The following is a 25623-nucleotide window of genomic DNA, read 5'->3' as shown; positions in this document are numbered from 1 at the left end:
TTCGGCCGCTGGTCGCGGTGTGCGACTGGCAGCCCGCGGTTTGCGGTAAGTGTTTGTTATGTCAGCGAAAAAAAATAAGGCAGGCGCTAATTTTTTGTTGACAGGGTGCAGGGGTGCACTTAACATGCGCCCCGTCCTCGAGATGGGGCTATAGCTCAGCTGGGAGAGCGCTTGCATGGCATGCAAGAGGTCGACGGTTCGATCCCGTCTAGCTCCACCAATCTCGGATGCCACAACCGGTTCCTAGGAACAGGTTGAGTTGTAAAGAAGGGCATTTGCGTCCCCTTCGTCTAGTGGCCTAGGACACCGCCCTTTCACGGCGGTAACAGGGGTTCGAGTCCCCTAGGGGACGCCATTATTTCCAGCTGCAGCGCCTTGGTGCTGCAGCCAGACCGCAAGGTTCTGGGGCTATAGCTCAGCTGGGAGAGCGCTTGCATGGCATGCAAGAGGTCGACGGTTCGATCCCGTCTAGCTCCACCAATCCACGACAGGCCAGCCTAGTGCTGGCCTTGTTCTTCGAAGGTTTCGTCCCCTTCGTCTAGTGGCCTAGGACACCGCCCTTTCACGGCGGTAACAGGGGTTCGAGTCCCCTAGGGGACGCCATTTTTGCCCGCTCTGCGGGATTTTTAAGGGTCACTTCTCACGAAGTGGCCCTTTTGTTTTTTGCGCGCTCGAAAAAGTGCCGTTCGCCTACGCTGCTGCGCTTGCGTTGCAGCAGGCAAAGCCCCTAAGGTCGGGCTCACCGCGTCGACAAGGGAGGCTACCGCATGAAGCTGATTTATATCACCGCACTGCCGAGTGCACCCATGCGCGAGCGTCAGTCATGAACTGGGACCGCCCCGACCCGTTCACCATCGAGCTGCTGGTCGGCAGCGAGGATATCGATGGCCTTGGCCACGCCAACAACGCCGTTTACGTTGCCTGGCTGGAGCGCTGCGCCTGGCGGCATTCGCAGTCGCTGGGGCTGGATCTGGTCGAGTACCGGCGCCTGGATCGCGCCATGGCGGTGGTGCGTCACGAGATCGATTACCTGAGCAGTGCCTACGAAGGCCAGGAACTGGTCATGGGCACCTGGATCGTCGAGTCCGACCAGCGCTTGAAGATGGATCGCTGCTTCCAGCTGATACGCCCGCAGGATGGCGCCACGTTGCTGCGTGCACGCACCACCTTCGTGTGCATCGAGCTGTCCAGCGGGCGGCCCAAGCGCATGCCGGCCGAGTTCGTCGAAGGCTATGGCAAGGCACTGCTGCCTGCCTGAAGCGTCAGGGTTGCGGTGCGAGAAACAGCTTCTGTTCTTCGTAAACGGCTTGGTAGCTTCGGACCTCACCAGGCTGTAACAGGATCGACTGGCTGCTCGCCAGCTCTACCTGGGCGCAGAAACCTTCCCGTGAGGGTGTGAGGACGATGGTCCTTTCGCCGCTGGGTACGTCCAGCGTGACGCTCTCACCGGCTGGCAGTGCCACCACCAATTGCTCGTCGACGCGCAGCTGCAGGTCGCAGGCATTGGGCGCGTTGCGGTCGCGGCTGACGATCAGTTTGGCGGTGGCCGCCGGGTCGATAGGCACGCCCTCGGAGATGGGCGTCACGGCAAAGCTCGCCGTGCTGATCAGCAGCAGGGCCAGCGGTGCGCCGGGCAAGCGAAGTCGGCTCATGGTCATTCCAGGTTGGCATTCGGTAATGCAATGGACTGCCCGTGATGGCAGGTGTTCAGCTGCCGAGCCGCTGGGCTGATGCGAGTCTCGCCGCTACACTACGCGCCGCCTTTCACCGGCATGCAGATGCCGCCACTATCTTTTCGAGAGTACCGCCATGCAGATCGCCCTGGCGCCCATGGAGGGGCTGGTCGATGAAATCCTTCGCGACGTGCTGACCCGGGTGGGTGGCATCGACTGGTGCGTGACCGAGTTCATCCGCGTCACCGATCGCGTGCTGCCCAGGTCGACCTACCGCAAGCTGGCGCCGGAGCTGTTCAATGGCGCCAGAACCGCGGCCGGCACGCCACTACGTGTGCAACTGCTCGGCTCCGATCCCAAGTGCCTGGGTGACAATGCCGCCTATGCCTGTGTGCTGGGTGCGCCGGTGATCGACCTGAATTTTGGCTGCCCGGCCAAGACGGTGAACAAGTCCCGCGGCGGGGCGGTGCTGCTCAAGGAGCCCGAGCTGTTGCACGCCATCGTGCGCGAGGTGCGTCGCAGCGTGCCGGCGGCCATTCCCGTTACCGCCAAGATGCGCCTGGGCTTCGATCACAAGGATCTCGCCCTCGATTGCGCCCGGGCCCTGGCCGAGGGAGGCGCCGCGCAGATCGTCGTGCACGCGCGCACCAAGGTCGAGGGCTACAAGCCGCCGGCGCACTGGGAGTGGGTGGCGCGAGTGCAGGAAGTGGTCGCCGTGCCGGTATATGCCAACGGCGATATCTGGTCGCTGGACGACTGGCGGCGCTGCCGCGAGGTCAGCGGCGCCGAGAACATCATGCTTGGCCGCGGCGTGGTGGCACGACCCGATCTGGCGCGGCAGATCGCGGCGGCGCGGGCAGGCGAGGATGCCGGTGTGATGAGCTGGGAGGCGCTGCAGCCGCTGCTCGCCGATTTCTGGCTGCAGGCACGCCGCAAGATTTCCCCGCGCTATGCGCCGGGGCGACTCAAGCAGTGGCTGGCGATGCTCACTCGCAGCTACCCCGAGGCGGTCGAGCTGTTCGCCCTGGTGCGCCGGGAAACCCGCTGCGAGGCCATCGATGCGTTGCTGGGGGTAAGCATTGCGCCGGCGGAGGCGAACGTCCTGCCGATATACGAGGCGGACGGCGAGGCGCTCAGCGACCTCCAGTGACGTCGGGCAGCGCCTCGGCTGTCTCGCGCTGGCGCCGATAATTGATCACCACGCGGTAGCCACGCCCGACGGCCAGGCGCGCGGTGGCCGTACCGATGCCGCGGCTGACGCCGGTGATGAGGATCACCTTGCTCATCAAAAAATCTCCTTTTCAGGCCCTTGAAATTTTTTTCGGCATCCACATTTTTTTCACCGTGGGATGCCGAAGACGGGTCCCGCACCTAATCACTCGCTGACTAATCAGGAGATTTACCATGAGCACTGCATTTTCCATGACCCCGCTGTTCCGTCAGTCCATTGGCTTCGACCGCTTCAACGATCTGTTCGAGTCGGCGATGCGCAACGAGACGAGCAGCAGCTACCCGCCCTACAACGTCGAGAAGCATGCCGACGACCAGTACCGGATCGTCATCGCTGCAGCCGGTTTCCAGGATGAAGATCTGGACCTGCAGGTCGAACGTGGCGTGCTGACCGTGACCGGCGGCAAGCGTGCGGGCAATGGCAACGGTGACAATGTCACCTACCTCTATCAGGGCATCGCTCAGCGTTCGTTCAAGCTGTCGTTCCGTCTGGCCGATCATATCGAGGTCAAGAGCGCCAGCCTGGTGAACGGCCTGCTCAATATCGAGCTGGAGCGCCATGTACCGGAAGAGGCCAAGGCCAAGCGAATCCCGATCGGGTCTGCACGTCCGGCGCTGGAGAACTGATTTCCATCACCGGTACAACGGAAAAGGCGCCCTCGTGGCGCCTTTTCTGCTTCAGCTGACGGTGTCGGCTGCGTGGGCGAGCAGGGCGCGAAAGGCCTGCAGCGGTTGCGGGCGGCTGAACAGGTAGCCCTGGTAGCAGTGGCAGCCCTGGCTTTGCAGAAAATCCAGCTGGCTCTGCTGCTCCACTCCCTCGGCGATAACTTCCAGGCCCAGGCTCAGGCCGAGCGCCACCACGGCGCGGATGATTTCCGCATCGCTTGGGTTGCTGGTGGCATCGCGTACGAATGACTGGTCGATCTTCAGCACGTTCACCGGCAGGCGTTTGAGGTAGGTGAGCGACGAGTAGCCCGTGCCGAAGTCGTCCATGGCGAAGCTCACGCCCAATTGGCGCAGGCGATTCATCTTGGCGATGGTGTCGTCGATGTCCTGGATGACGATCCCTTCGGTGATTTCCAGCTTGAGCATGCCGTGGGGCAGCCTGTTGTTGCGCAGGCAATGCTCGACGCGCTCGACGAAGTCGCTTTGCCGGAACTGCCGCGTGCTGATGTTCACGCACAGGCTGAAGTGCTCATCAATGATGCGCTCCTCGAGCAGTTGCGCGCAGGCATGGCAGGCTTCGACCAACACCCAGGCGCCGACCTCGAGGATCAGCCCGCTTTCCTCCAGCACATGGATGAACAGTGCCGGTGATTGCTCGCCGAGGGTGGGGTGAGCCCAGCGCAGCAGGGCCTCGGCACCGATCACATGGCCGCTGCGGGCATCCACCTGGGCCTGGAAATACAGCTCGAACTCGCCGCGGCTCAGCGCCGTGCGCAACTCGTTCTCCAGGCGCAGGCGCTCGCTGGCAGCGTGCTGCATGGAGCTGTGGAACAGCTGGATGGTATTGCGCCCCGAATCCTTGGCGCGGTATAGGGCGATGTCGGCGCGCTTGAGCAGGTCGGCGGGTGTCTGGCCGTGGTCCGGGATCAGCGCAATGCCGATGCTTGGCGTGACCTGCAGACGATGGCCGTCGAGCAGCATCGGCTCACTGAGCAGCGTGCGTAGCTTTTCGGCCGCCAGGCCGGCGTGGCTGATGACCTGCTGCAGGTCACCCTCGAGGCCGGTGAGGAGCACCACGAACTCGTCGCCGCCCAGGCGCGCCACGGTGTCTTCTTCGCGTACGCTGACTTCCAGGCGGGCAGTGATCAGCTTGAGCACCGCATCACCGAACGGGTGGCCGAGCGAGTCATTGATGTGCTTGAAATGATCGAGGTCGAGAAACAGCAGGGCGCCGCGCAGGCCATGGCGTTGCAGCAGGGCGATCTGCTGGGTCAGGCGATCCATCAGCAGTGCGCGATTGGGCAGGCTGGTCAGCGGGTCATGGTAGGCCAGGTGCTGAATCTGTTTCTGGGCGGCCTTGAGTTCGCCGATGTCGCGGGCGGTTACCAGCAGGCAGGGCGTAGCATCCAGTTCGATCGGCTCGAAGGAGACTTCCACCTCGAGCTGATTGCCGTGGCGATCGCGGCCGGTCATCTCGATACGCTGGATATGGCCCTCGAGTCGCAGGGTCTCGAGCAGGCGCTGGCGCTGTTGCTCGTCGGGCCAGATCCCCACTTCGGTGGACGTGCGGCCAATGACTTCCTCGGCGTTGTAGCCGGTGAGGCGGGTGAAGCCGTCGTTGATCTCGATATAGCGGCCGGCGTCGCGGGTGGTGATGGTGATCGCATCCGGGCTTGAGTGAAAGGCCTTGGAAAACTTCTCCTGGCTGGCCTTGAGCGCCGATTCGGCGCGCTGTTGTTCGGTGATGTCACGATAGTTGCTGAGCACGCAGGGTTGGCCGGCGAGCTCCAGGCGCCTGCAGGACACGATGCAGCTCATCAGGCGGCCCTGGGGGTCGCGCAGATCGATGCGCTCGTCGGTGAGGTCGGTGCCGCTGAGAATCTTGGCGCGCAGTGGCGAATCCCCCGCCAGCGCCTGCCAGGGTGCGAGCTTGAAGATATTGCGGCCGGTGACTTCCGCGGCCCGCCAGCCGAAGGCCTGGGTGAAGGCCGGATTGATCTCCAGAATGCGGCCTTCGGGCAGCGTGGTCACGCAGATCGGATCCGGGCTGGCTTGGAAGACCGTGGCGAACTTGCGTTCGGAGGCTTGCAGGCGTTGCTCGCGCAGGGTGCGCTCGCTGGTGTCGATCATGATGCCGGTCATGCGTACGGGTTGGCCCTGGGCATCGCGGTGCAACTTGGCGGTGCTCTCCAGGTAGTAGGTCTGTCCGTTGGCATGCAATGTTCGATAGGTGAGCTGAGAATCCTGGCCGTTATCGGCTAGCAGGTCGCGGTAGGCCTGGCGCAGCGCCTCGAAGTCCGGCGCGGGCACATGGCGGAAAAAATCCGGAAAACGGCCCTGGAAAGGTTCGGCAGGCAGGCCATGCAGCGCGGCGGCGCGCGGCGAGGCGAACATGGTGTTGCTGGGGATATGCCAATCCCAGGTGCCCAGATCCGCCGACTCGAGTGCCATGCGCAGGCGCTCCTGGCTGTCGGCCAGCGCCTGTTCCTGGGTGCGTTGGCGGGTAATGTCGCGGATCACGCCGAACATCCGGTTCTGGCCACCGTCGCCGGCCTGCAGGCTGCCGGTGATCTCGATCCAGCGCAGGCTGCCATTGGGCAATCGAATACGATGGCGGATGGGCTCGGTGGTGGGGGAGCCGTCGACCACTGCCTGGAACAGGCGCAGCACCTCGTCGCGCTCCTCCTCGGGAATCAGCCCGATGTAGTCGACCGGTGCGCTGAGCGGCCGGGTCGGGTCGAGGCCGAAGACCTTCTGGGCGCCACGCGACCAACTGACCTCGCCGGTGTCGACGTTCCAGAACCAGGCGCCGAGCCCCGCACCATTGAGGGCGGCCAGCAGGTGCTGGCTGTCGTGCCAGGTCTTTTCGAACTCGGCCGGATCGAGCACCGGTACATGGGGCAATGGTGGGCGTTTGTCGTTGGAGTTGCCCATTGAGCTTTCCTCTACAAAAGCCCGCTGGGAACGGTTGACCGGGCTGTTGGCACGTGTGCCGCTTGGATACCGGCAGATGGCCGCTATGGGTGTTCACGTTAGCCGTTGCCCAGGCGCTAAAGCAAGCTGTCACGCTGGCCGTCGAGCAGTTGCATGAAGGCCCTGGCAGCGTTCGACAGGGTACGCTCGGTGTGCACGATATAGCCGAGCTGGCGCGACAACTGAATGCCGGGTAGCGGCAGACGGGCGACCTGCTCATCGAGCATGGTACGTGGCAACACGCTCCAGGCCAGGCCAATGGAAACCATCATCTTGATGGTCTCCAGGTAGTTGGTGCTCATGGCGATGTTGGGCGTCAGGTCCTCGGCCTCGAACAGGCGCTGCACGATATGGTGGGTAAAGGTGTTGCCGCCGGGAAACACCGCCGGGTGCAGGGCGACATCGGCGAGTGTCACGCCCCTGGCCTGGGCCAGGGGATGCTCCGGGGCGGTGACGAAATCCAGTGGATCATTCCATACCGGGACGGCGCGCACCGGGTCGCGGGTATCCGGCGCCAGGGTGATCACCGCCAGTTCGGCGCGGCCATGGAATACCTCGTCATAGGCCACTTCCGAATCGAGAAACTGGATGTCCAGCGCCACTTGCGGGTGCGCGCGGGTAAAGGCGCGCAGCAGCGGCGGCAGGCGATGCAGGCCGATGTGGTGGCTGGTGGCGAGGGTCAGCCGGCCGGTGATCTCGCCATTGAGGTTGGTCAATGCCCGCCGGGTATCCTCCAGTACATTGAGAATCTGGTAGGCGCGCGGCAGCAGGGCGCGGCCGGCCTCGGTCAGGCTCACCTCGCGGCCCAGGCGGTCGAACAGGCGCACACGCAGTTGCTGCTCGAGGCTGGCGATGCGTTTGCTGACTGCCGGTTGGGTCAGGTGCAGGCGTATCGCCGCCTCGGAAAAGCTGCCGAGTTCGGCGATGGCGATAAAGGCATTGAGGGTGGCGAGATCCATAGGTCTTCCAATGGCGATCCAGACGGGTGATCGCGCGATGCTATATGAATTCCGACCAGGAATCTTCTGGATGAAAAATATGAATTGGAGTTATTCGCCAGCCGCGCATAGCATTCTCCCCATAAGCCACGGGGCTATTGCCCCGGCATAGAACGGGCGCCTCTAAAAACGTAGGCGAGGCAGTCAGCGCAAGGCGAAGGCAGGCGAGAAAGCGGAGTTTACGGGTTGTAAATGAGCATTTTGAGACTGCTTTCAACGCGGCGATGACAACGCAGGTAGTTTTTAGAAGTGCCCGAAGACTGATGAGGAACAGGCTGATGGTTGGCAAGACGCTCTACGACAAGTTGTGGGAAATGCACGAAGTGAAGCGACGCGACGACGGCTCGTCGCTGATCTACATCGACCGCCACATTCTTCACGAAGTGACGTCGCCCCAGGCCTTCGAAGGCCTGCGTCTGGCAAGCCGCAAGCCGTGGCGCATCGACGCCAACATCGCCACCCCGGACCATAACGTGCCGACCACCCGCGCCGAGCGCCTCGGCGGCCTGGACGCCATTGCCGATGAAGTCTCGCGTATCCAGGTCAAGACCCTGGACGAGAACTGCGACGACTTCGGCATCCTCGAATTCAAGATGAACGACGTGCGCCAGGGCATCGTCCACGTGGTCGGCCCGGAGCAGGGGGCCACCCTCCCGGGCATGACCGTGGTCTGCGGCGACTCGCACACTTCGACCCATGGCGCCTTCGGCGCACTGGCCCACGGCATCGGCACCTCGGAAGTCGAGCACGTGCTCGCCACCCAGTGCCTGGTCGCCAAGAAGATGAAGAACATGCAGGTGCGCGTCGAAGGCAAGTTGCCGTTTGGCGTCACCGCCAAGGACATCGTCCTGGCGGTGATCGGCAAGATCGGCACCGCCGGCGGTAACGGCCATGCCCTGGAATTCGCCGGTAGCGCGATTCGCGAGCTGTCCCTGGAAGGGCGCATGACCATCTGCAACATGTCCATCGAGGCCGGTGCCCGGGTTGGCCTGGTGGCGGTGGACGAGAAGACCATCGCTTACGTGAAGGATCGCCCCTATTCGCCCAAGGGCGAGCATTGGGAGCAGGCGGTTGCCGTATGGCGCGACCTGGTGTCCGACGCCGATGCGCACTTCGACACCGTGGTCGAGTTGCGTGCCGAAGACATCAAGCCACAGGTCAGCTGGGGCACCTCGCCGGAGATGGTCCTGGCCGTCGACCAGAACGTGCCGGACCCGGCCCGTGAAAGCGACCCGGTGAAAAAGGATTCGATCACCCGCGCCCTCAAGTACATGGGCCTGGCCGCTAACCAGCCGATCACCGATATCCGGCTCGATCGCGTGTTCATTGGTTCGTGCACCAACTCGCGGATCGAGGATCTGCGTGCTGCCGCCGAGGTGGCCAAGGGCCGCAAGGTCGCCGCCACCGTCAAACAGGCGTTGGTAGTGCCGGGCTCCGGTCTGGTCAAGGCCCAGGCGGAAAGCGAAGGGCTGGACAAGATCTTTATCGAGGCCGGTTTCGAATGGCGTGAACCCGGCTGCTCCATGTGCCTGGCGATGAATCCGGACAAGCTTGGCAGCGGCGAGCACTGCGCCTCGACCTCCAACCGCAACTTCGAAGGCCGCCAGGGCGCCGGTGGTCGTACCCACCTGGTCAGCCCGGCCATGGCCGCCGCTGCCGCGGTGACCGGCCGCTTCATCGATGTGCGCGAATTGATCCAGGCCTGAGGAGAGAGATGATGAAAGCCTTCACCCAACATACCGGCCTGGTTTGCCCGCTCGACCGTGCCAACGTCGACACCGACCAGATCATCCCCAAGCAATTCTTGAAGTCGATCAAGCGCACCGGCTTCGGCCCCAACCTGTTCGACGAGTGGCGTTACCTGGATGTCGGCCAGCCGAACCAGGACAACTCCAATCGGCCGATCAACAAGGACTTCGTGCTCAATTTCCCGCGCTACCAGGGCGCCAGCGTGCTGCTGGCGCGGGAGAACTTCGGTTGCGGCTCCAGTCGCGAGCATGCGCCCTGGGCGCTGGACGAATACGGCTTCCGCGCCGTGATTGCGCCGAGCTTCGCCGATATCTTCTTCAACAACAGCTTCAAGAACGGCCTGCTGCCGATCGTATTGGCTGAAGAGGAAGTCGATGCGCTGTTCGAACAGGCCGAAGCCACCGAAGGTTACCAGTTGACCGTCGACCTCGCCGCGCAGACCGTGACCCGCCCCGACGGCGTGCAGTACAGCTTCGAGGTCGATGCCTTTCGCAAGCATTGCCTGCTCAATGGTCTGGACGACATCGGCCTGACCCTGCAGGACGCCGAGTCGATTCGTGCCTTCGAGGTCGGTTACCAGCAGCGTCAGCCGTGGTTGTTTGGCGCTATCAAGTAAGCCGGCCCAAGCCAACTGGGCATCTCTAAAAACGTAGGCGAGGCCGTCAGCGCAAGGCAAAAACAGGCGAAAAAGCACAGTTTACGAATTGTAAATGAGCATTTTGAGCCTGTTTTTAACGCCGCGATGGCAACGCAGGTAGGTTTTAGAGGTGCCCTGGTGGTGGCGCGGAAAGAACAGGTTACGTGTTATCAGCGAATGGGCCCGTAGCGCCTTGACCGCGCCGCGACGGACGCCGAACATGGCGCCCCTCGCTGCAGGGTGATGGCCGCGGGCCTGTTCGGGTTTTCACAGGTCGCACACGGCAAGGCCGGCGATCCGAACGTAATGAAGGAAAACGTATGAGCAAGCAGATTCTGGTTCTTCCCGGTGACGGTATCGGCCCTGAAATCATGGCCGAAGCGGTCAAGGTGCTGCGCCTGGCCAACGACAAGTTCGCCCTCGATGTCGAGCTGTCGTTCGACGAGCTGGGTGGCGCCGCCGTCGACAAGTACGGCGTACCGCTGGCCGACGAAACCCTGGAGCGCGCCCGCGCTGCCGACGCCGTGCTGCTCGGCGCGGTCGGTGGCCCTAAGTGGGACAAGATCGACCCGGCCATCCGCCCTGAGCGCGGCCTGCTGAAGATCCGCTCGCAGCTGGGGCTGTTCGCCAACCTGCGCCCGGCCATCCTTTACCCGCAGCTGGCTGACGCTTCGTCGCTCAAGCCCGAAGTAGTGGCTGGTCTGGATATCCTGATCGTCCGCGAGCTGACCGGCGGCATCTATTTCGGCCAGCCGCGCGAGAGCAAGGTGCTCGATAATGGCGAGCGCATGGCCTATGACACCCTGCCGTACAGCGAAAGCGAGATCCGTCGCATCGCCAAGGTCGGCTTCGACATGGCCCGCGTACGTGGCAGCAAACTGTGCTCGGTGGACAAGGCCAACGTACTGGCCTCCAGCCAACTGTGGCGCGCGGTGGTCGAGGAAGTCGCCAAGGACTACCCGGACGTCGAATTGAGCCACATGTACGTCGACAACGCGGCCATGCAGCTGGTGCGCGCGCCCAAGCAGTTCGACGTGATGGTCACCGACAACATGTTCGGCGACATCCTCTCCGACGAAGCCTCTATGCTCACCGGCTCCATCGGCATGCTGCCGTCGGCGTCCCTGGATGCCAACAACAAGGGCATGTACGAGCCGTGCCACGGCTCCGCTCCGGACATTGCCGGGCAGGGCATCGCCAACCCACTGGCGACCATCCTGTCGGTGTCCATGATGCTGCGCTACAGCTTCAACCAGACCGAGGCCGCCAATGCCATCGAGCAGGCGGTCAGCCGCGTGCTCGACCAGGGCCTGCGCACTGGCGACATCCACTCGGCCGGTACGACCAAGGTCGGCACGGCAGCCATGGGTGATGCAGTAGTCGAAGCGCTGCGTAGTCTGTAATCTTCCAGGCCGTCGGAAAGTGGCCGGCGGCTTGTTCATATAGGTGTAGTGGTTATGAAACGTGTAGGTCTTATCGGTTGGCGTGGCATGGTCGGTTCCGTGCTCATGCAGCGCATGCTGGAAGAACAGGATTTCGATCTGATCGAGCCGGTGTTCTTCACCACCTCCAATGTCGGCGGCCAGGGTCCGGCCATCGGCAAGGAAACCGAAGCGCTCAAGGATGCCTACAGCATCGACGAGCTCAAAGGCCTGGACGTGATCCTCACCTGCCAGGGCGGCGACTACACCAACGAAGTCTTCCCCAAGCTGCGTGAAGCCGGCTGGAAGGGCTACTGGATCGACGCGGCGTCCTCGCTGCGCATGGCCGACGACGCGGTGATCGTGCTCGACCCGGTCAACCGCAAGGTCATCGACCATGCGCTGGATGCCGGCACCAAGAATTACATCGGCGGCAACTGCACCGTCAGCCTGATGCTGATGGCCCTGGGCGGCCTCTACGAAGCCGGCCTGGTCGAGTGGATGAGCGCCATGACCTATCAGGCGGCCTCCGGTGCCGGCGCGCAGAACATGCGCGAGCTGATCAAGCAGATGGGCACCATCAATGCCACCGTGGCCGATGAGCTGGCCGACCCGGCCAGCGCCATCCTCGACATCGACCGCAAGGTCGCCGAGGCCATGCGTGGTGATGCGTTCCCGGTCGACAACTTCGGCGTACCGCTGGCCGGCAGCCTGATTCCCTACATCGACAAGGAGCTGCCCAACGGCCAGAGCCGTGAAGAGTGGAAGGCCCAGGCGGAAACCAACAAGATCCTCGGTCGCTTCAAGAATCCGATTCCGGTCGACGGCATCTGCGTGCGCATCGGCGCCATGCGCTGCCACAGCCAGGCGCTGACCATCAAGCTGAACAAGGATGTGCCGCTGACCGACATCGAAGGCTTGATCAGCCAGCACAATCCCTGGGTCAAGCTGGTGCCCAACCACCGCGAAGCGAGCATCCGCGAACTCGGCCCGACGGCCGTTACCGGCACCCTGAGCGTACCGGTCGGTCGCTTGCGCAAGCTCAACATGGGCTCGCAGTACCTGGGCGCCTTCACCGTGGGCGACCAGCTGCTGTGGGGCGCTGCCGAGCCGCTAAGGCGTATGCTGCGCATCCTGCTGGAGCGCTGATGGGTTTCCGGCACGCCGCCTGGTGTGCCGTCTGTGGGGGCGGGTAGAGGGCAGTCGCTGGCGATTGCCGTCGCCCGCCCCTTTGCTTTTCGGTAGAGTGCCGGTCTGTTTCAGCCACCGAGCGTCAGCCTTTCTCCATGACTTCTACCTTTGCTATCGCCATCGTCGGCGCCACCGGCAGTGTCGGCGAATCCCTGCTGCAAATCCTCGAAGAGCGCGAGTTTCCGGTCGCTGACCTGCACCTGCTGGCCAGTAACGAGTCGGCCGGCCGTACGCTGGCCTTCAAGGGCCGCAACCTGCGAGTGCGTACCGTTGAGGGTTTTGATTTTCGCAGCGTGCAACTGGTGTTCTTCGCCGCCGATCAGGCGGTGACCCTGGCCCACGTCGAAGCGGTGCGCAAGGCTGGCTGCTCGCTGATCGATGTGACCGGGGCGCTGCCCAGTGAGGTGGCACCACGGGTGGTGCCGGAAGTAAACGGCGCGGCAATCGCCGGTGAAGCACCTTTCGCCGTGACCAGTCCGTCCTCGGTGGCGGTGGCCGTCGCTCTGGTGCTTGCGGCCGTGGGCGAACAGGTACAGGTGCGCCGGCTGGTCATCGACGCCGGATTGGCGGTCTCCAGTCGTGGGCGTGAGGGCGTGTCAGAACTGGCGCGGCAAACCGCCGAGCTGCTCAACGGTCGTTCGCTCGAGCCTCGTCTGTTCGATCGGCAGATGGCGTTCAACGTGCTCGCCCAGGTTGACGAGCCGGATGCCGATGGCCATGGCCGCCTGGAGCGCCGTACCAATGCGGACATCAAGGCGTTGTTCGCTGATCAGTCGCTGAATGTCACCGTCAGTTGCCATCAGGTACCGGTATTTTTTGGCGATAGTTTGAGTGTCACCGTGCAGGCGTCTACACCTGTAGAGCTGGACAAGGTGATTGCCGCACTGGACGCCGCTGTGGGCATCGAGCGGGTGGATGCCGGTGATTACCCTACGGTTATCGGTGATGCCGTCGGCCAGGATGAAGTCTACGTAGGCCGCGTGCGGCGCGGGATTGATGACCCCTGCGAGCTCAGTTTGTGGATTGTGTCTGATAATGTGCGAAAAGGTGCGGCTTTGAACGCCGTGCAACTGGGCGAGTTATTGATAAAACACCATCTGTAAAAGATACTTATCCGGAAATCTGCATATTTATTCGAGCTTGGCAATTACTGAGCGCGCTGATCGTTGACTGGGGGGCCTGCAAAGGGGCAGCCGACGATCACCTATCCTCTCGTTGCGCGAGAGACAGTTAACACAAAGGAAAAGGCTATGGTTCGGGTTCGTAAACTGGTACTGGCTATCGCTGCGGCGACGGCGCTGTCTTCCGGTATGGCGCATGCGCTGGGTGTCGGCGAGCTGACACTGCAGTCATCTCTGAACCAGCCTCTGGTAGCGGAAATTGAATTGCTGGACGTGCGCGATCTGTCCGCCGCGGAAATGCGCCCGTCGCTGGCCTCTCCGGAAGAGTTCAACAAGGCGGGTGTCGATCGCCAGTATTTCCTGACCGACCTCAAGTTCACGCCCATCGTCAAACCCAACGGCAAGAGCGTGATTCGTGTCACCTCGAGCAAGCCGGTTCGCGAGCCCTACCTGAATTTCCTCGTCGAAGTGCTCTGGCCCAATGGCCGTCTGCTGCGCGAGTACACCCTGCTGCTCGATCCACCGCTGTACTCGCCGCAGGCCGCCGCTGCCCCGCAGTTGCCGGTTGCTGCACCGGCACCGCGCCCGGCCCCTAGTGCCGCGCCGCGTGCCGCTGCGCCTTCGGCCACGCCAGCTGCGCCGCGTGCCGGCAGCGCCAGCGGCGGTGACTACCGGACCAATGCCAACGACACGCTTTGGGAAGTTGCCCAGCGTGCAGGTGGCAGCGGTAGCGTTCACCAGAAGATGCTGGCCATCCAGGACCTCAATCCCGATGCCTTTATCGGTGGCAATATCAACCGTATGAAGAGCGGCCAGGTACTGCGTCTGCCCGATGACCAGCAGATCGCCCGCCGCAGCCAGTCCGAAGCCCTGGCCCAGGTCGGTGAACAGAACAGTGCCTGGCGTCAGGGGCGTAGCGCGCCGGCCGCTGCCGGTACCCGGCAGATCGACGCGACCCGCCGCAGTGGTGCTGGCGCCGCGCCGGCCCAGGTCACCGCCGAGGACAAGCTCAAGCTGGTCGCCGCCGAAGCCGGCAAGGCGACTGCTGGCAGCGAGAGCGGCACCGCCAACAATGCCGCGTTGGCCAACCAGCTTGCCGTGACCCAGGAAAGCCTGGACTCCACGCGCCGTGAGAACGACGAACTCAAGGATCGCATGGGCGATCTGCAGAGCCAGCTGGACAAGCTGCAGCGGCTCATTCAGCTCAAAGACAATCAGCTGGCCAAATTGCAGGCCGATGTATCGGCACCGGCTGGCCAGGCCGCCGACAACGCTGCTGCTGGCGCTGCCGCCGCTCCGAGCGCACCGGTAACCCCGCCTGCCGAAACCCCAGCTGCCGCTGCGCCAGCCGGTGAGCCGCCCGCCGCCAATGAGGCCGCGCCGGAGCCGGCGCCTGTCGACCCATCGGTCGCCCAGCCAGCTGGCGAGCCGGCTGTCGAGGCACCAGCCGCCGAGAACGCGCCTGCGCCCACTCCGGAGGCCGCTGCACCCGCCGAGCCGGCTGCGCCTGCTGCCGAAGTGCCTGCCCAGGCACCGGTCGCCGCGGCGCCCGAGCCGGTCGAAGAAGACAGCGCCCTCGACAACCTGTTGGCCAACCCCATGATGTTGGGCCTGATCGGCGGCAGTCTGCTGCTGGCGCTGTTGCTGGTGCTGCTGATCCTGTCGCGCCGTAATGCTCGCAAGGCCGAAGAGGAAGAAGCCAGCCTGGCGGTCTATGAAGAAGACACCCACCGTTTCGACAGCGACCTGGAGCTGCCTGCCGACAGCCTGAACGAGCTGTCGGACGATCAGGTTGCCCTGTCGCAGCCCCTAGGTGAGGAGCGCGTCACTGCTCAGACCGGCGACGCCCTGGGCGAGGCCGATATCTATATCGCCTACGGTCGCTTCAACCAGGCCGCCGAGCTGCTGCACAACGCGATCAACGATGAGCCGCAGCGCACCGACCTGCGCCTGAAACTGATGGAAGTGTATGCCGAGCTGGGTGACCGCGAAGGCTTCGCCCGTCAGGAAAACGAGCTGCGCGAGATCGGTGGCGCCAATGCCCAGGTCGAGCAGTTGAAGAGCCGTTACCCGGCGATGGTCGTGCTCGGTGGCTCCGCGGCCGTGGCGGCCTATGCCGCAGCCGATGACCTGGACTCCTTCAGTCTGGATGATCTGGCGCTGGACGAGCCCGAGCCGCAGCTGGCGCGACAGCCAGCCGCTGACGACGCCTTTGACCTGGATCTGGACGCCCTCGAGGCAGAATTCGCGGCAGACCCGCAGCCCAAGGCGCAGGATGGCGCTGCCAGCTTCGACGAGATCGACACCCTGAGCCTGGACTCCGACCTGGATCTGCCAGCCGAGCCGCCGGTTGTCAAAAAGGATGACGCAGTGGATTTCGACCTGGATCTGGGCAGCGAGACCAGCAATCGCCAGGAGTTGGGTGGTGAGCTGGCGGACTTCAATCTGGATCTCGATACGCCGGCCTCTCCGGCGTCTGCGCAGGACGATGACTTCCTGCTGAGCCTGGATGATGAAGCCGACAAGCCGGCTGCTGATCTGCCGGACCTGTCAGCGGCCCTGGATAACCACAAGGGGGATGATTTTGGCCTGCCTGCGGACTTCGACCTGTCGCTCGCTGACGAGCCCGAGCAGCCGAGCAGTGGTGCCAGCTTTGCCGCCCAGCTCGACGACGTGACCGCCGAGCTCGATCAACTGGTCGAGAGTCTTGAGCAGCAAGGCCAGGCGCCGCAGGACCTGCAGGCCGAGCCAGTGTCACTCGATGAAGACGATGACTTCGACTTCCTCTCCGGTACCGACGAGACAGCCACCAAGCTGGATCTGGCGCGGGCTTACATTGACATGGGGGATTCCGAGGGTGCCCGTGACATCCTCGATGAAGTGATCGCAGAAGGTAACGAAGGTCAGCAGCAGGAAGCGCGCGAGCTGATCGGCAAACTGGTTTGACGAGCAGTTGATTGGCATTGACGGCAGCCCCTCAGGCTGCCGTTTTTGCATCTGCTGCGCACAACTAAATCGGCTGCCGGCATGCTAGCCAGGCATCGTGGCGGTATAATTGCCGGCATTGCAGCTCTGATCTGGTCATCACCAATTGATTAACGAACCAATGACGGCAGCCGAAATGGCTGCCGTCGGCATTTACAAGATTGCCCTGGGTGTCGAATACCGCGGCGCCCGCTACCGTGGCTTCCAACGCCAGCGTGACGGCGTGCCTTCGATCCAGGCGGCCCTGGAGAAAGCCCTTTCCAAGGTTGCCGGTGGCGCGCCCGTGACGCTCAGTTGTGCCGGGCGTACCGACGCCCTGGTGCACGCCAGTGGCCAAGTGGTGCATTTCGACACCGCGGTTGAGCGTTCCATGCACGCCTGGGTGATGGGTGCCAACATGAACCTGCCAGGCGACATCAGCGTAACCTGGGCCAAGGCCATGCCCAGCCATTTCGATGCGCGCTTCTGCGCCATGGCACGGCGCTATCGCTACGTGATCTACAACGACCAGATTCGCCCGGCGCACATGGCCGAGGAAGTGACCTGGAACCATCGCCCGCTGGATATCGAGCGCATGCGTGAGGCTGCGCGGGTATTTCTCGGCACCCATGACTTCAGCGCCTTCCGTGCCCGGCAATGCCAGGCCAAATCGCCGATCAAGACGGTGCATCACCTGGAGTTGCTGCAGCATGCCCGTTTTATCGTCCTGGATATCCGTGCCAATGCTTTCCTGCATCATATGGTGCGCAACATCGCCGGCGTGCTGATGACCATCGGTGCCGGCGAGCGGCCGGTGGAATGGGCAGGGGAGGTACTGCAGACCGGCGTGAGGCGCACCGGCGGGGTCACGGCGCACCCTTACGGCCTGTATCTGGTGCAGGTGGATTACCCGCAAGAATTCGACTTGCCGACCCGCTACCTGGGGCCGCACTTTCTGTCCGGCCTGGAAGACGTGGCGGCACGCTGAGCGTGCAGGGCGGGGCGCAGCAATTAATGGCGCGTCTTGGTCGGTCATTTGTTACCATCCGGCCTTTCGCGGAGGTATTCGTCTTTTGTCAGTCGTTCGCAGCAAGATCTGTGGGATTACCCGACTTGAGGATGCGCTGGCCGCCGTGGCGGCAGGTGCCGATGCCATTGGCCTGGTGTTCTATGCACGCAGCCCGCGTGCGGTTTCGGTGCAGCAGGCCCAGGCCATCCTGGCCGGCTTGCCGCCGTTCGTGACCACCGTGGGCCTGTTCGTGGACATGCCGCAACACGAGATCGAAGCGGTGCTGGCCGCCGTGCCCCTGGATCTTCTGCAGTTTCACGGCAATGAGCGCGCCGCCGACTGCGACGCGCTCGCTCGGCCCTATATCAAGGCGCTGCGGGTGCGCGCCGAGGACGATGTCGCCGCGCTGGTGGATGCCTACCCGGGTGCCCGAGCGGTGCTGCTCGATACCTATGTGGACGGTGTACCCGGTGGTACGGGGCAGGCGTTCGACTGGGCGCTGGTACCGGCCGTGTTGAGCAAGCCGGTGATCCTGGCCGGTGGCCTGACCGCCGATAACGTGCCGGCAGCCATCACCCAGGTGCGCCCCTATGCGGTGGATGTGAGTGGCGGCGTCGAGGCGAGCAAGGGCATCAAGGATGCCGCCAAGGTCAAGGATTTCGTGCGCGCCGTGCGTGCGGTTGGAGAGCTGATGTGACGGCGCCGCGCAGCGAGCCGTCCATACTCCTAGCGTCGCGGACAGCCCGCGCCTTTTTTCGTGGTCGAGCCGGGTGGCGGGCATGATGCCAGCCCCGGCGAGACCGCTTTGTGAATTCGCTTGTCATGTGCAGCAAGCATGTTGAAGCCTACAGCGTTGGAGAATTGAGAGCATGAGCAACTGGCTGGTAGACAAACTGATCCCATCGATCATGCGTTCCGAGGTCAAGAAGAGTTCGGTGCCCGAAGGCCTGTGGCACAAGTGCCCGTCCTGCGAGGCCGTGCTGTACAAGCCGGAGCTGGAAAAGACCCTGGACGTTTGTCCCAAGTGCAGCCACCACATGCGCATCGATGCACGTGCTCGCCTGAACATCTTTCTGGATGCCGACGGCCGCGAAGAGATCGGTGCCGACCTGGAGCCGTCCGATCGCCTGAAATTCCGCGACAGCAAGAAATACAAGGACCGCCTGGTCGCTGCCCAGAAGCAGACCGGCGAGAAGGATGCGCTGATTGCCATGAGCGGCAGTCTGGAAGGCATGCCGGTGGTGGCTTGTGCATTCGAGTTCGCCTTCATGGGCGGTTCCATGGGCGCCATCGTCGGCGAGCGTTTCGTCCAGGCCGCCAATGTGGCCCTGGAAAAGCGCTGCCCGTTCATCTGCTTCGCTGCCTCCGGTGGGGCGCGCATGCAGGAAGCGCTGATCTCGTTGATGCAGATGGCCAAGACTTCTGCCGTGCTGGCGCGCCTGCGTGAAGAGGGCATCCCGTTCGTGTCGGTGCTCACCGACCCGGTGTACGGCGGCGTTTCCGCCAGCCTGGCGATGCTCGGTGACGTGATCGTCGCCGAGCCCAAGGCGCTGATCGGCTTCGCTGGCCCGCGGGTGATCGAGCAGACCGTTCGCGAGAAGCTGCCGGAAGGCTTCCAGCGCAGCGAGTTCCTCATCGAGCATGGCGCCATCGACATGATCATCCACCGTGCCGAGCTGCGCCCGCGCCTGGCTCGCCTGCTGGCGCAGTTCACCCACCAGCCGTCTCCTGCTGCACTGCCGGTCAGCGCATGACCTCGCGCTCCCTGGCCGAGTGGCTGGCGTACCTGGAGCGTCTGCATCCGAGCGCCATCGACATGGGCCTTGAGCGCTCCCGCGAGGTCGCGGCACGCCTCGGCCTTTCCCGACCGGCGCCGCGGGTGATCACGGTCACCGGCACCAATGGCAAGGGTTCGACCTGCGCCTTCATCGCTTCGCTGCTGCGCGCCCAGGGCCTGAAGGTCGGCGTGTACAGCTCACCCCACCTGCTGCGCTACAACGAGCGGGTGCAGATCGCTGGCGAGCAGGCGAGTGATGCCAGCCTCTGTGAGGCATTCAGCGCCGTCGAGGCCGCCCGTGGCGAGACCTCGCTGACCTATTTCGAAATGGGCACCCTGGCGGCGTTCTGGTTGTTCGAGCGTGCCGATCTGGATGTCGCGGTGCTCGAAGTCGGCCTGGGCGGGCGCCTGGACGCCGTCAACCTGATCGATGCCGACCTCACTCTGATCACCAGTATCGGCGTCGACCATGCCGACTGGCTGGGTGATACCCGGGAGTCGGTGGCCTTCGAGAAAGCCGGCATCATGCGGGCAGGCAAGCCGGCGCTGTGTGGCGACTTCGATCCGCCATTGCCGCTGCTCGAGCGGGTTGCCGAGCTGGATTGCCCGTTGTTCCTGCGTTGCCGGGACTTCGATCTGAGCGTCACTGAATCGGGCTGGAACTGGTATGGGCTGACCGTCACCGGCCAGGTGCTGCACCTGCAGGATCTGCCGCTGCTCGATCTGCCCATGGAGAATGCCGCGCTGGCGCTGCAGGCCTACGCCTTGCTGGACCTGCCCTGGGAGCCCGAGCGCCTGGCTGAGGCTTTGCGGGCGACCCGGGTGGCCGGCCGCCTGGATCGTCGTCACTTGAACTGGCGCGGCAAGTCCCTCACCCTGTTGCTCGACGTGGGGCACAATCCCCATGCCGCACAGTTTCTCGCCGGCCGTTTGCAGGCGCGCGGGTTCGCTGGCCAGCGCCTGGCGGTGTTCGGCCTGCTGGCCGACAAGGAACTGCCCGGCGTGGTGGGGCCTCTACTGGGTGACATCGCTCACTGGGCGGTGGCGACGCTACCCAGCGAGCGCTCCCGTGGTGCCGCCGAGTTGCATGCTCATCTCACCGCCTGCGGGGCCCGGGTCGAGGCCCATGGCGATGTCGCCGGGGCACTGCAGGCCCAGTGCGAGCGCGCTGCGGCAGGGGATGAAATTCTGCTCTTTGGGTCTTTTTTCTGCGTGGCCGAAGCCTTGATGTGGCTGGAGCGTCACGCCCAGGAGGATGTGCAGGATGGCAATGCTCGATAGTGCAACCAAGCAACGTATCGTTGGCGCCCTGGTGCTGGTCGCCCTGGCGGTGATTTTCCTGCCGATGCTGCTTTCCCGGCCCGACGAAACGCGTCACGTGGTGGTCGATGCACCCAGTATCCCGGCCCAGCCGGTGACCCCCGAAATCGAGATGCAGCCGGTGATCGTGCCCGATCCGCAGGAGCTGCCCCAGGAGCCCGTGCCAGGTGACAGCGCGGCAGCCGAGCAGGCCCAGGCGCCTGTCGAGCAGCCGATTGGCGAGCTGCCGGGCAGCGACGCGCCGGCGGCCACGCCGCCGCCAGCCGCTCAGCCGGCCCCCAGCAAGCCCGCCGAGGTAGCGCCGCCGCAGAAAGCCCCCGCCGAGCGTCTGGATGCCAACAGCCTGCCGGTCAGCTGGTCGGTACAGCTGGCCAGCCTGTCCAGTCGCCCTGGCGCGGAAACGCTGCAGAAAACCCTGCGTGCCCAGGGCTACAACGCCTATATCCGTACTGCCGATGGCATGAACCGGGTGTTCGTCGGGCCGCTGGTCGAGCGTGTCGAAGCGGACCGCCTGCGTGACCAGCTCAACCGTCAGCACAAGCTCAATGGCTTCGTGGTGCGCTTCCAGCCGGAAAGCAACTGACGCATCACATGTATCTGCGCTTAACCGATGGGCAGGGCTCTGTTAAAATGCAGCGCCTCTTCCATCGGTAGCCTGCATCGTGGCATTCACCTGGGTCGATTGGGCGATCATCGCCATCATCGCCGTTTCGAGTCTGATCAGTTTGAGCAGAGGCTTCGTCAAGGAAGCCCTGTCGCTTGTTACCTGGATCATTGCTGGCGTGGTCGCCTGGATGTTCGGGGGCGCGTTGTCCCAACACCTGGGGGCCTACATCGAAACGCCGTCGGCCCGTGTCATCGCTGCCTGTGTGATCTTGTTCGTATTGACGCTGCTGGTCGGTGCGCTGATCAACTACCTGATTGGCGAGCTGATCCGGGTGACCGGCCTGTCGGGCACCGACCGCTTTCTGGGGATGGTGTTCGGTGCTGCACGGGGTGCCCTGCTGGTCGTGGTGGCTGTCGGGCTACTCAGCCTGGGGCCGGTGCAGCAGGATGCCTGGTGGCAACAGTCAGCATTGCTTCCGCATTTCCTGCTGATTGCAGATTGGTCGAAGAACCTCATATTGGGTGTGTCCAGCGAATGGCTGGCCAGCGGTATTCGCGAGCCGGTCGAGCTTCCATTCAAAGAGGTGCTGCAGGGGGCTACCCCCGTTGGCACCGGTAAATAGTCGTTTCACTGAGTAGGGGTTGCGTCACATGTGTGGCATTGTCGGTATCGTCGGTAAATCGAACGTCAATCAGGCGCTGTATGACGGCCTCACCGTCCTCCAGCACCGCGGCCAGGATGCTGCCGGTATCGTCACCAGCCATGAAGGCCGCCTGTTCCTGCGCAAGGACAACGGCCTGGTGCGCGACGTGTTCCAGCAGCGCCACATGCAGCGGCTGATCGGCCACATGGGCATCGGCCATGTGCGCTACCCCACGGCGGGCAGCTCCAGTTCGGCGGAGGCCCAGCCGTTCTACGTCAACTCGCCGTATGGCATCACCCTGGCGCACAACGGCAACCTGACCAACGTCGAACAGTTGGCCAAGGAGATCTACGAATCGGATCTGCGCCACGTCAACACCAGCTCCGATTCCGAAGTGCTGCTCAACGTGTTCGCCCATGAACTGGCCGTGCGCGGCAAGCTCAACCCCAGCGAAGAGGACGTGTTCGCCGCTGTCAAGGACGTGCACAAACGCTGCCGCGGCGGCTATGCGGTGGTGGCGATGATCACCGGTTACGGCATCGTCGGCTTCCGCGACCCCAACGGCATTCGCCCGATCGTCTTTGGCCAGCGCCACACCGATGAAGGCGTCGAGTACATGATCGCCTCCGAAAGCGTGGCCCTGGACGTGCTCGGCTTCACCCTGATCCGCGACCTGGCGCCGGGCGAAGCGGTGTACATCACCGAGGAAGGCCAGCTGCATACCCGCCAGTGCGCGCCCAATCCGCAGCTCAAGCCGTGCATCTTCGAGCACGTCTATCTGGCGCGTCCGGACTCGATCATGGATGGTGTGTCGGTGTACAAGGCGCGCCTGCGCATGGGCGAGAAGCTGGCCGACAAGATCCGCCGCGAGCGTCCGGAGCACGACATCGACGTGGTCATCCCGATTCCCGATACCAGCCGTACTTCGGCACTGGAGCTGGCCAATCACCTGGGTGTGAAGTTTCGCGAAGGCTTCGTCAAGAATCGCTACATCGGCCGTACCTTCATCATGCCGGGCCAGGCCGCGCGCAAGAAATCGGTGCGCCAGAAGCTCAACGCCATCGAACTGGAGTTCCGCGGCAAGAACGTCATGCTGGTGGATGACTCCATCGTACGCGGCACCACCTGCAAGCAGATCATCCAGATGGCCCGCGAAGCCGGTGCCAAGAACGTCTATTTCTGCTCGGCAGCGCCCGCCGTGCGTTATCCGAACGTGTACGGTATCGATATGCCGAGCCCCCACGAGCTGATCGCCCATGGCCGTACCACCGAGCAGGTCGCCGAGCTGATCGGTGCCGACTGGCTGATCTATCAGGATCTCGATGACCTGAAGGAAGCGGTCGGTGGCGGCAAGATCAAGATCGAGCATTTCGACAGTGCGGTGTTCGACGGCGAGTACGTGACCGGCGATGTCGACGAGGCCTATCTGAACCGCATCGACCTGGCGCGTAATGACGGCTCCAAGAGCAAAGGGCAGGCGGTCAGCGAGATCATCGATCTGTACAACAACTGATCGACAATAAAGCGTAAATATCCGGGCCCATGTGGCCCGGAATGGTTTCTGGACGAGGACGCGATATGACGCAGGAATGGGATGCCGGTCGGCTGAACAGTGATCTGGAGGGGGTCGGCTTCGACACCCTAGCGGTACGTGCCGGGCAGCACCGCACGCCGGAAGGCGAGCATAGCGAGGCGCTGTTCACCACCTCCAGCTACGTATTTCGCACCGCTGCCGATGCGGCTGCGCGTTTCGCCGGTGAAGTGCCGGGTAACGTCTATTCGCGTTACACCAACCCGACCGTACGGGCCTTCGAAGAGCGCATCGCCGCCATGGAGGGCGCCGAGCAGGCAGTCGCCACCGCGTCGGGCATGTCGGCGATCCTGTCCATCGTCATGAGCCTGTGCAGCGCCGGTGATCATGTGCTGGTCTCGCGCAGCGTGTTCGGCTCGACCATCAGCCTGTTCGAGAAGTACCTCAAGCGCTTCGGCGTGGAGGTCGACTACGTGCCCCTGGCCGACCTGCAGGGCTGGGCCGGCGCCTTCAAACCCAACACCAAGCTGCTGTTCGTCGAGTCGCCCTCCAATCCACTGGCCGAGCTGGTGGATATTGCCGCTCTAGCAGCGATCGCCCACGAGCGTGGCGCGCTGCTGGCCGTGGACAACTGCTTCTGCACCCCGGCCCTGCAGCAGCCGTTGAAACTCGGTGCAGATATCGTCATGCACTCGGCGACCAAGTTCATCGACGGTCAGGGGCGGGCGATGGGCGGGGTAGTGGCCGGCAGCGCCAAGCTGATGACCGATGTGGTGGGCTTCCTGCGTACCGCCGGGCCAACCTTGAGCCCGTTCAACGCGTGGATTTTCCTCAAGGGCCTGGAGACCCTGCGCATCCGTATGCAGGCCCATTGCGCCAGTGCCCTGGCGTTGGCCCAGTGGCTCGAGCAGCAGGACGGCATCGAGCGGGTCTACTACGCCGGGCTTGCCAGCCATCCCCAGCATGAGCTGGCAGCGCGGCAACAGAGTGCCTTTGGCGCGGTGGTCAGTTTCGAGGTCAGGGGCGGCAAGGAGGGCGCCTGGCGTTTCATCGACGCCACGCGGGTGATCTCCATCACCACCAACCTGGGGGATACCAAGACCACCATCGCTCATCCGGCGACCACCTCCCATGGTCGCCTGTCGCCCCAGGAACGTGACAATGCCGGGATCCGCGACAGCCTGATCCGGGTGGCCGTGGGCCTGGAAGACGTCGCCGATCTCAAGGCTGACCTGAGCCGCGGTTTGCAAGCGCTGTGAGTGCGGGCGGTGTTGAGGAACAGGGCCGTGTCGCGCTGGTCACCGGCGCTGCCCGCGGCATTGGTGAAGGTATCGCGCGCTGGCTGTTGGCTCGTGGCTGGCGGGTGGCGCTCTGCGACCTGGCGGACAGCCATGGCGATGCGGTGGCTGCAGCCCTTGGCGACAACGCGATGTTCGTGGCCATGGATGTGGCCGACGAAGGTCAGGTCGAGGGCGGTGTAGCGGCGGTCATCGCCCGGTTCGGCAGGCTCGACGGCCTGGTATGCAACGCCGGGGTGGCCAGCCCCCATAACGGCCCATTGGAAGAGCTGTCGCTGGCGCAGTGGAATCAGGTGCTGGCGATCAACCTCAGCGGGCCGATGCTGTTGGCCAAGCACTGCACGGCGCACCTGCGCGCCAGCGGTGGTGCCATCGTCAATATGGCATCGACCCGCGCCAGTCAGTCGGAGCCAGAAAGCGAAGCCTACGCGGCCAGCAAGGGTGGGTTGCTGGCCTTGACCCATGCGCTGGCCATCAGCCTTGGCCCGGACATTCGGGTAAATGCGGTAAGCCCCGGCTGGATCGATTCCCGAGATCCACAAGAGCGTGCCGAGGCGCCGCTGAGCGCTGACGACCATGCCCAGCACCCAGTCGGCCGGGCAGGGCAGGTGGACGACGTGGCGGCGCTGGTCGCCTGGTTATTGTCTGGCGAGGCGGGCTTCGTGACCGGCCAGGAGTTCGTTACCGACGGCGGTATGGCGCGCAAGATGATCTACCGTTGAAGAGCAGCCGTGGGTACGTCGGCTTTTTTGAAAAAAATTCAACGGCGGCCTTGACTTAGGTCGGGTGCCCGCGTAAATTTCGCCTCCTCGCAA

Annotated in this window: 22 protein-coding genes and 4 tRNA genes; 22 read left to right on the top strand and 4 right to left on the bottom strand. The window is 63.8% G+C overall.

The features are described 5' to 3' along the window. Positions 1-144 precede the first annotated feature (144 nt). From BM154_RS02615 to BM154_RS02595, 5 genes are all read left to right on the top strand, one after another. Positions 145-220 (top strand) — tRNA-Ala (locus BM154_RS02615). Between the two features lie 59 nt (positions 221-279). Continuing rightward, a tRNA-Glu gene (locus tag BM154_RS02610) sits at positions 280-355 on the top strand. Positions 356-404: 49 nt separating this feature from the next. Then, a tRNA-Ala gene (locus BM154_RS02605) sits at positions 405-480 on the top strand. A 47-nt stretch (positions 481-527) separates the two neighbouring features. Continuing rightward, positions 528-603: transfer RNA gene (locus BM154_RS02600), tRNA-Glu, on the top strand. Between the two features lie 220 nt (positions 604-823). Beyond that, positions 824-1258 (top strand): acyl-CoA thioesterase, encoded by a 435-nt coding sequence (locus BM154_RS02595; protein WP_074880633.1) that lies wholly within the window; start codon positions 824-826, stop codon positions 1256-1258. Positions 1259-1262: 4 nt separating this feature from the next. Here BM154_RS02595 and BM154_RS02590 read toward each other — a convergent pair whose 3' ends face one another. Next, positions 1263-1652 carry a hypothetical protein gene (locus tag BM154_RS02590; protein WP_074880630.1) on the bottom strand — a complete coding sequence of 130 codons (390 nt, stop codon included), beginning with the start codon at positions 1650-1652 and terminating at the stop codon, positions 1263-1265. A gap of 157 nt (positions 1653-1809) precedes the next feature. Between BM154_RS02590 and BM154_RS02585 the strand changes: the two genes are divergently transcribed. Continuing rightward, entirely contained in the window at positions 1810-2823 is a 1014-nt protein-coding gene (locus BM154_RS02585; RefSeq protein ID WP_074880627.1) for a tRNA dihydrouridine synthase, read from the top strand. On the opposite strand, the gene BM154_RS02580 is transcribed toward BM154_RS02585, so the two are convergent. Beyond that, the gene (locus BM154_RS02580; RefSeq protein WP_083414440.1) at positions 2807-2959 is read right to left on the bottom strand and encodes an SDR family NAD(P)-dependent oxidoreductase; all 153 of its coding nucleotides are present in this window, start codon (positions 2957-2959) and stop codon (positions 2807-2809) included. The genes BM154_RS02585 and BM154_RS02580 overlap by 17 nt on opposite strands. Before the next feature lie 118 nt (positions 2960-3077). Here BM154_RS02580 and BM154_RS02575 point away from each other — a divergent pair, with 118 nt between their 5' ends. Beyond that, a complete protein-coding gene (locus BM154_RS02575) occupies positions 3078-3530 on the top strand; it encodes an Hsp20 family protein (RefSeq protein ID WP_070886739.1) in 453 nt (150 codons plus the stop codon). 51 nt (positions 3531-3581) lie between these two features. On the opposite strand, the gene BM154_RS02570 is transcribed toward BM154_RS02575, so the two are convergent. Next, positions 3582-6503, bottom strand: coding sequence for a sensor domain-containing phosphodiesterase (locus BM154_RS02570; protein WP_074880624.1), 2922 nt, complete (start codon positions 6501-6503; stop codon positions 3582-3584). 116 nt (positions 6504-6619) lie between these two features. Next, positions 6620-7501: a LysR family transcriptional regulator gene (locus BM154_RS02565; RefSeq protein WP_074880621.1), complete on the bottom strand. Its 882-nt coding sequence runs from the start codon at positions 7499-7501 to the stop codon at positions 6620-6622. A 317-nt stretch (positions 7502-7818) separates the two neighbouring features. Here BM154_RS02565 and leuC point away from each other — a divergent pair, with 317 nt between their 5' ends. The 15 genes from leuC (at position 7819) to BM154_RS02490 (ending at position 25530) form a co-directional block, all read left to right on the top strand. Then, positions 7819-9246, top strand: a complete 1428-nt coding sequence (gene leuC, locus BM154_RS02560) for a 3-isopropylmalate dehydratase large subunit (protein ID WP_074880618.1) — start codon at positions 7819-7821, stop codon at positions 9244-9246. An 11-nt stretch (positions 9247-9257) separates the two neighbouring features. After that, positions 9258-9905, top strand: a complete 648-nt coding sequence (gene leuD, locus BM154_RS02555; protein ID WP_074880614.1) for a 3-isopropylmalate dehydratase small subunit — start codon at positions 9258-9260, stop codon at positions 9903-9905. Positions 9906-10246: 341 nt separating this feature from the next. Beyond that, positions 10247-11329: a 3-isopropylmalate dehydrogenase gene (leuB, locus tag BM154_RS02550; RefSeq protein WP_074880612.1), complete on the top strand. Its 1083-nt coding sequence runs from the start codon at positions 10247-10249 to the stop codon at positions 11327-11329. A gap of 54 nt (positions 11330-11383) precedes the next feature. Continuing rightward, the gene (gene asd / locus BM154_RS02545; protein WP_074880609.1) at positions 11384-12496 is read left to right on the top strand and encodes an aspartate-semialdehyde dehydrogenase; all 1113 of its coding nucleotides are present in this window, start codon (positions 11384-11386) and stop codon (positions 12494-12496) included. A 137-nt stretch (positions 12497-12633) separates the two neighbouring features. Further along, positions 12634-13641 carry an aspartate-semialdehyde dehydrogenase gene (locus BM154_RS02540; RefSeq protein ID WP_074880606.1) on the top strand — a complete coding sequence of 336 codons (1008 nt, stop codon included), beginning with the start codon at positions 12634-12636 and terminating at the stop codon, positions 13639-13641. A gap of 147 nt (positions 13642-13788) precedes the next feature. After that, complete coding sequence (locus BM154_RS02535; RefSeq protein WP_074880603.1) at positions 13789-16605, top strand: motility hub landmark protein FimV; 2817 nt, start codon at positions 13789-13791, stop codon at positions 16603-16605. Positions 16606-16780: 175 nt separating this feature from the next. Further along, positions 16781-17611: a tRNA pseudouridine(38-40) synthase TruA gene (gene truA / locus BM154_RS02530; protein WP_074882325.1), complete on the top strand. Its 831-nt coding sequence runs from the start codon at positions 16781-16783 to the stop codon at positions 17609-17611. An 85-nt stretch (positions 17612-17696) separates the two neighbouring features. Beyond that, positions 17697-18329, top strand: coding sequence for a phosphoribosylanthranilate isomerase (locus tag BM154_RS02525; protein WP_074880601.1), 633 nt, complete (start codon positions 17697-17699; stop codon positions 18327-18329). A gap of 172 nt (positions 18330-18501) precedes the next feature. Beyond that, on the top strand, positions 18502-19386 hold the full coding sequence (gene accD, locus BM154_RS02520) for an acetyl-CoA carboxylase, carboxyltransferase subunit beta (protein ID WP_074880598.1): 885 nt from the start codon (positions 18502-18504) through the stop codon (positions 19384-19386). Then, complete coding sequence (gene folC / locus BM154_RS02515; RefSeq protein ID WP_074880595.1) at positions 19383-20690, top strand: bifunctional tetrahydrofolate synthase/dihydrofolate synthase; 1308 nt, start codon at positions 19383-19385, stop codon at positions 20688-20690. The genes accD and folC overlap by 4 nt, the downstream gene beginning before the upstream one ends. After that, on the top strand, positions 20674-21312 hold the full coding sequence (locus BM154_RS02510) for an SPOR domain-containing protein (RefSeq protein WP_074880592.1): 639 nt from the start codon (positions 20674-20676) through the stop codon (positions 21310-21312). Before folC ends, BM154_RS02510 begins: the two co-directional genes overlap by 17 nt. Before the next feature lie 79 nt (positions 21313-21391). After that, on the top strand, positions 21392-21958 hold the full coding sequence (locus BM154_RS02505) for a CvpA family protein (protein WP_074880590.1): 567 nt from the start codon (positions 21392-21394) through the stop codon (positions 21956-21958). A gap of 28 nt (positions 21959-21986) precedes the next feature. Then, a complete protein-coding gene (gene purF, locus BM154_RS02500; protein ID WP_074880587.1) occupies positions 21987-23492 on the top strand; it encodes an amidophosphoribosyltransferase in 1506 nt (501 codons plus the stop codon). Positions 23493-23557: 65 nt separating this feature from the next. After that, on the top strand, positions 23558-24769 hold the full coding sequence (locus BM154_RS02495) for an O-succinylhomoserine sulfhydrylase (RefSeq protein WP_074880583.1): 1212 nt from the start codon (positions 23558-23560) through the stop codon (positions 24767-24769). Beyond that, positions 24766-25530 (top strand): SDR family oxidoreductase, encoded by a 765-nt coding sequence (locus tag BM154_RS02490; protein WP_074880580.1) that lies wholly within the window; start codon positions 24766-24768, stop codon positions 25528-25530. Before BM154_RS02495 ends, BM154_RS02490 begins: the two co-directional genes overlap by 4 nt. The last annotated feature ends 93 nt before the right edge of the window (positions 25531-25623 follow it).

It is taken from the genome of Phytopseudomonas argentinensis (assembly GCF_900113905.1).
GTDB lineage: Bacteria > Pseudomonadota > Gammaproteobacteria > Pseudomonadales > Pseudomonadaceae > Aquipseudomonas > Aquipseudomonas argentinensis.
This window is presented reverse-complemented; position numbering and strand designations above follow the sequence as displayed.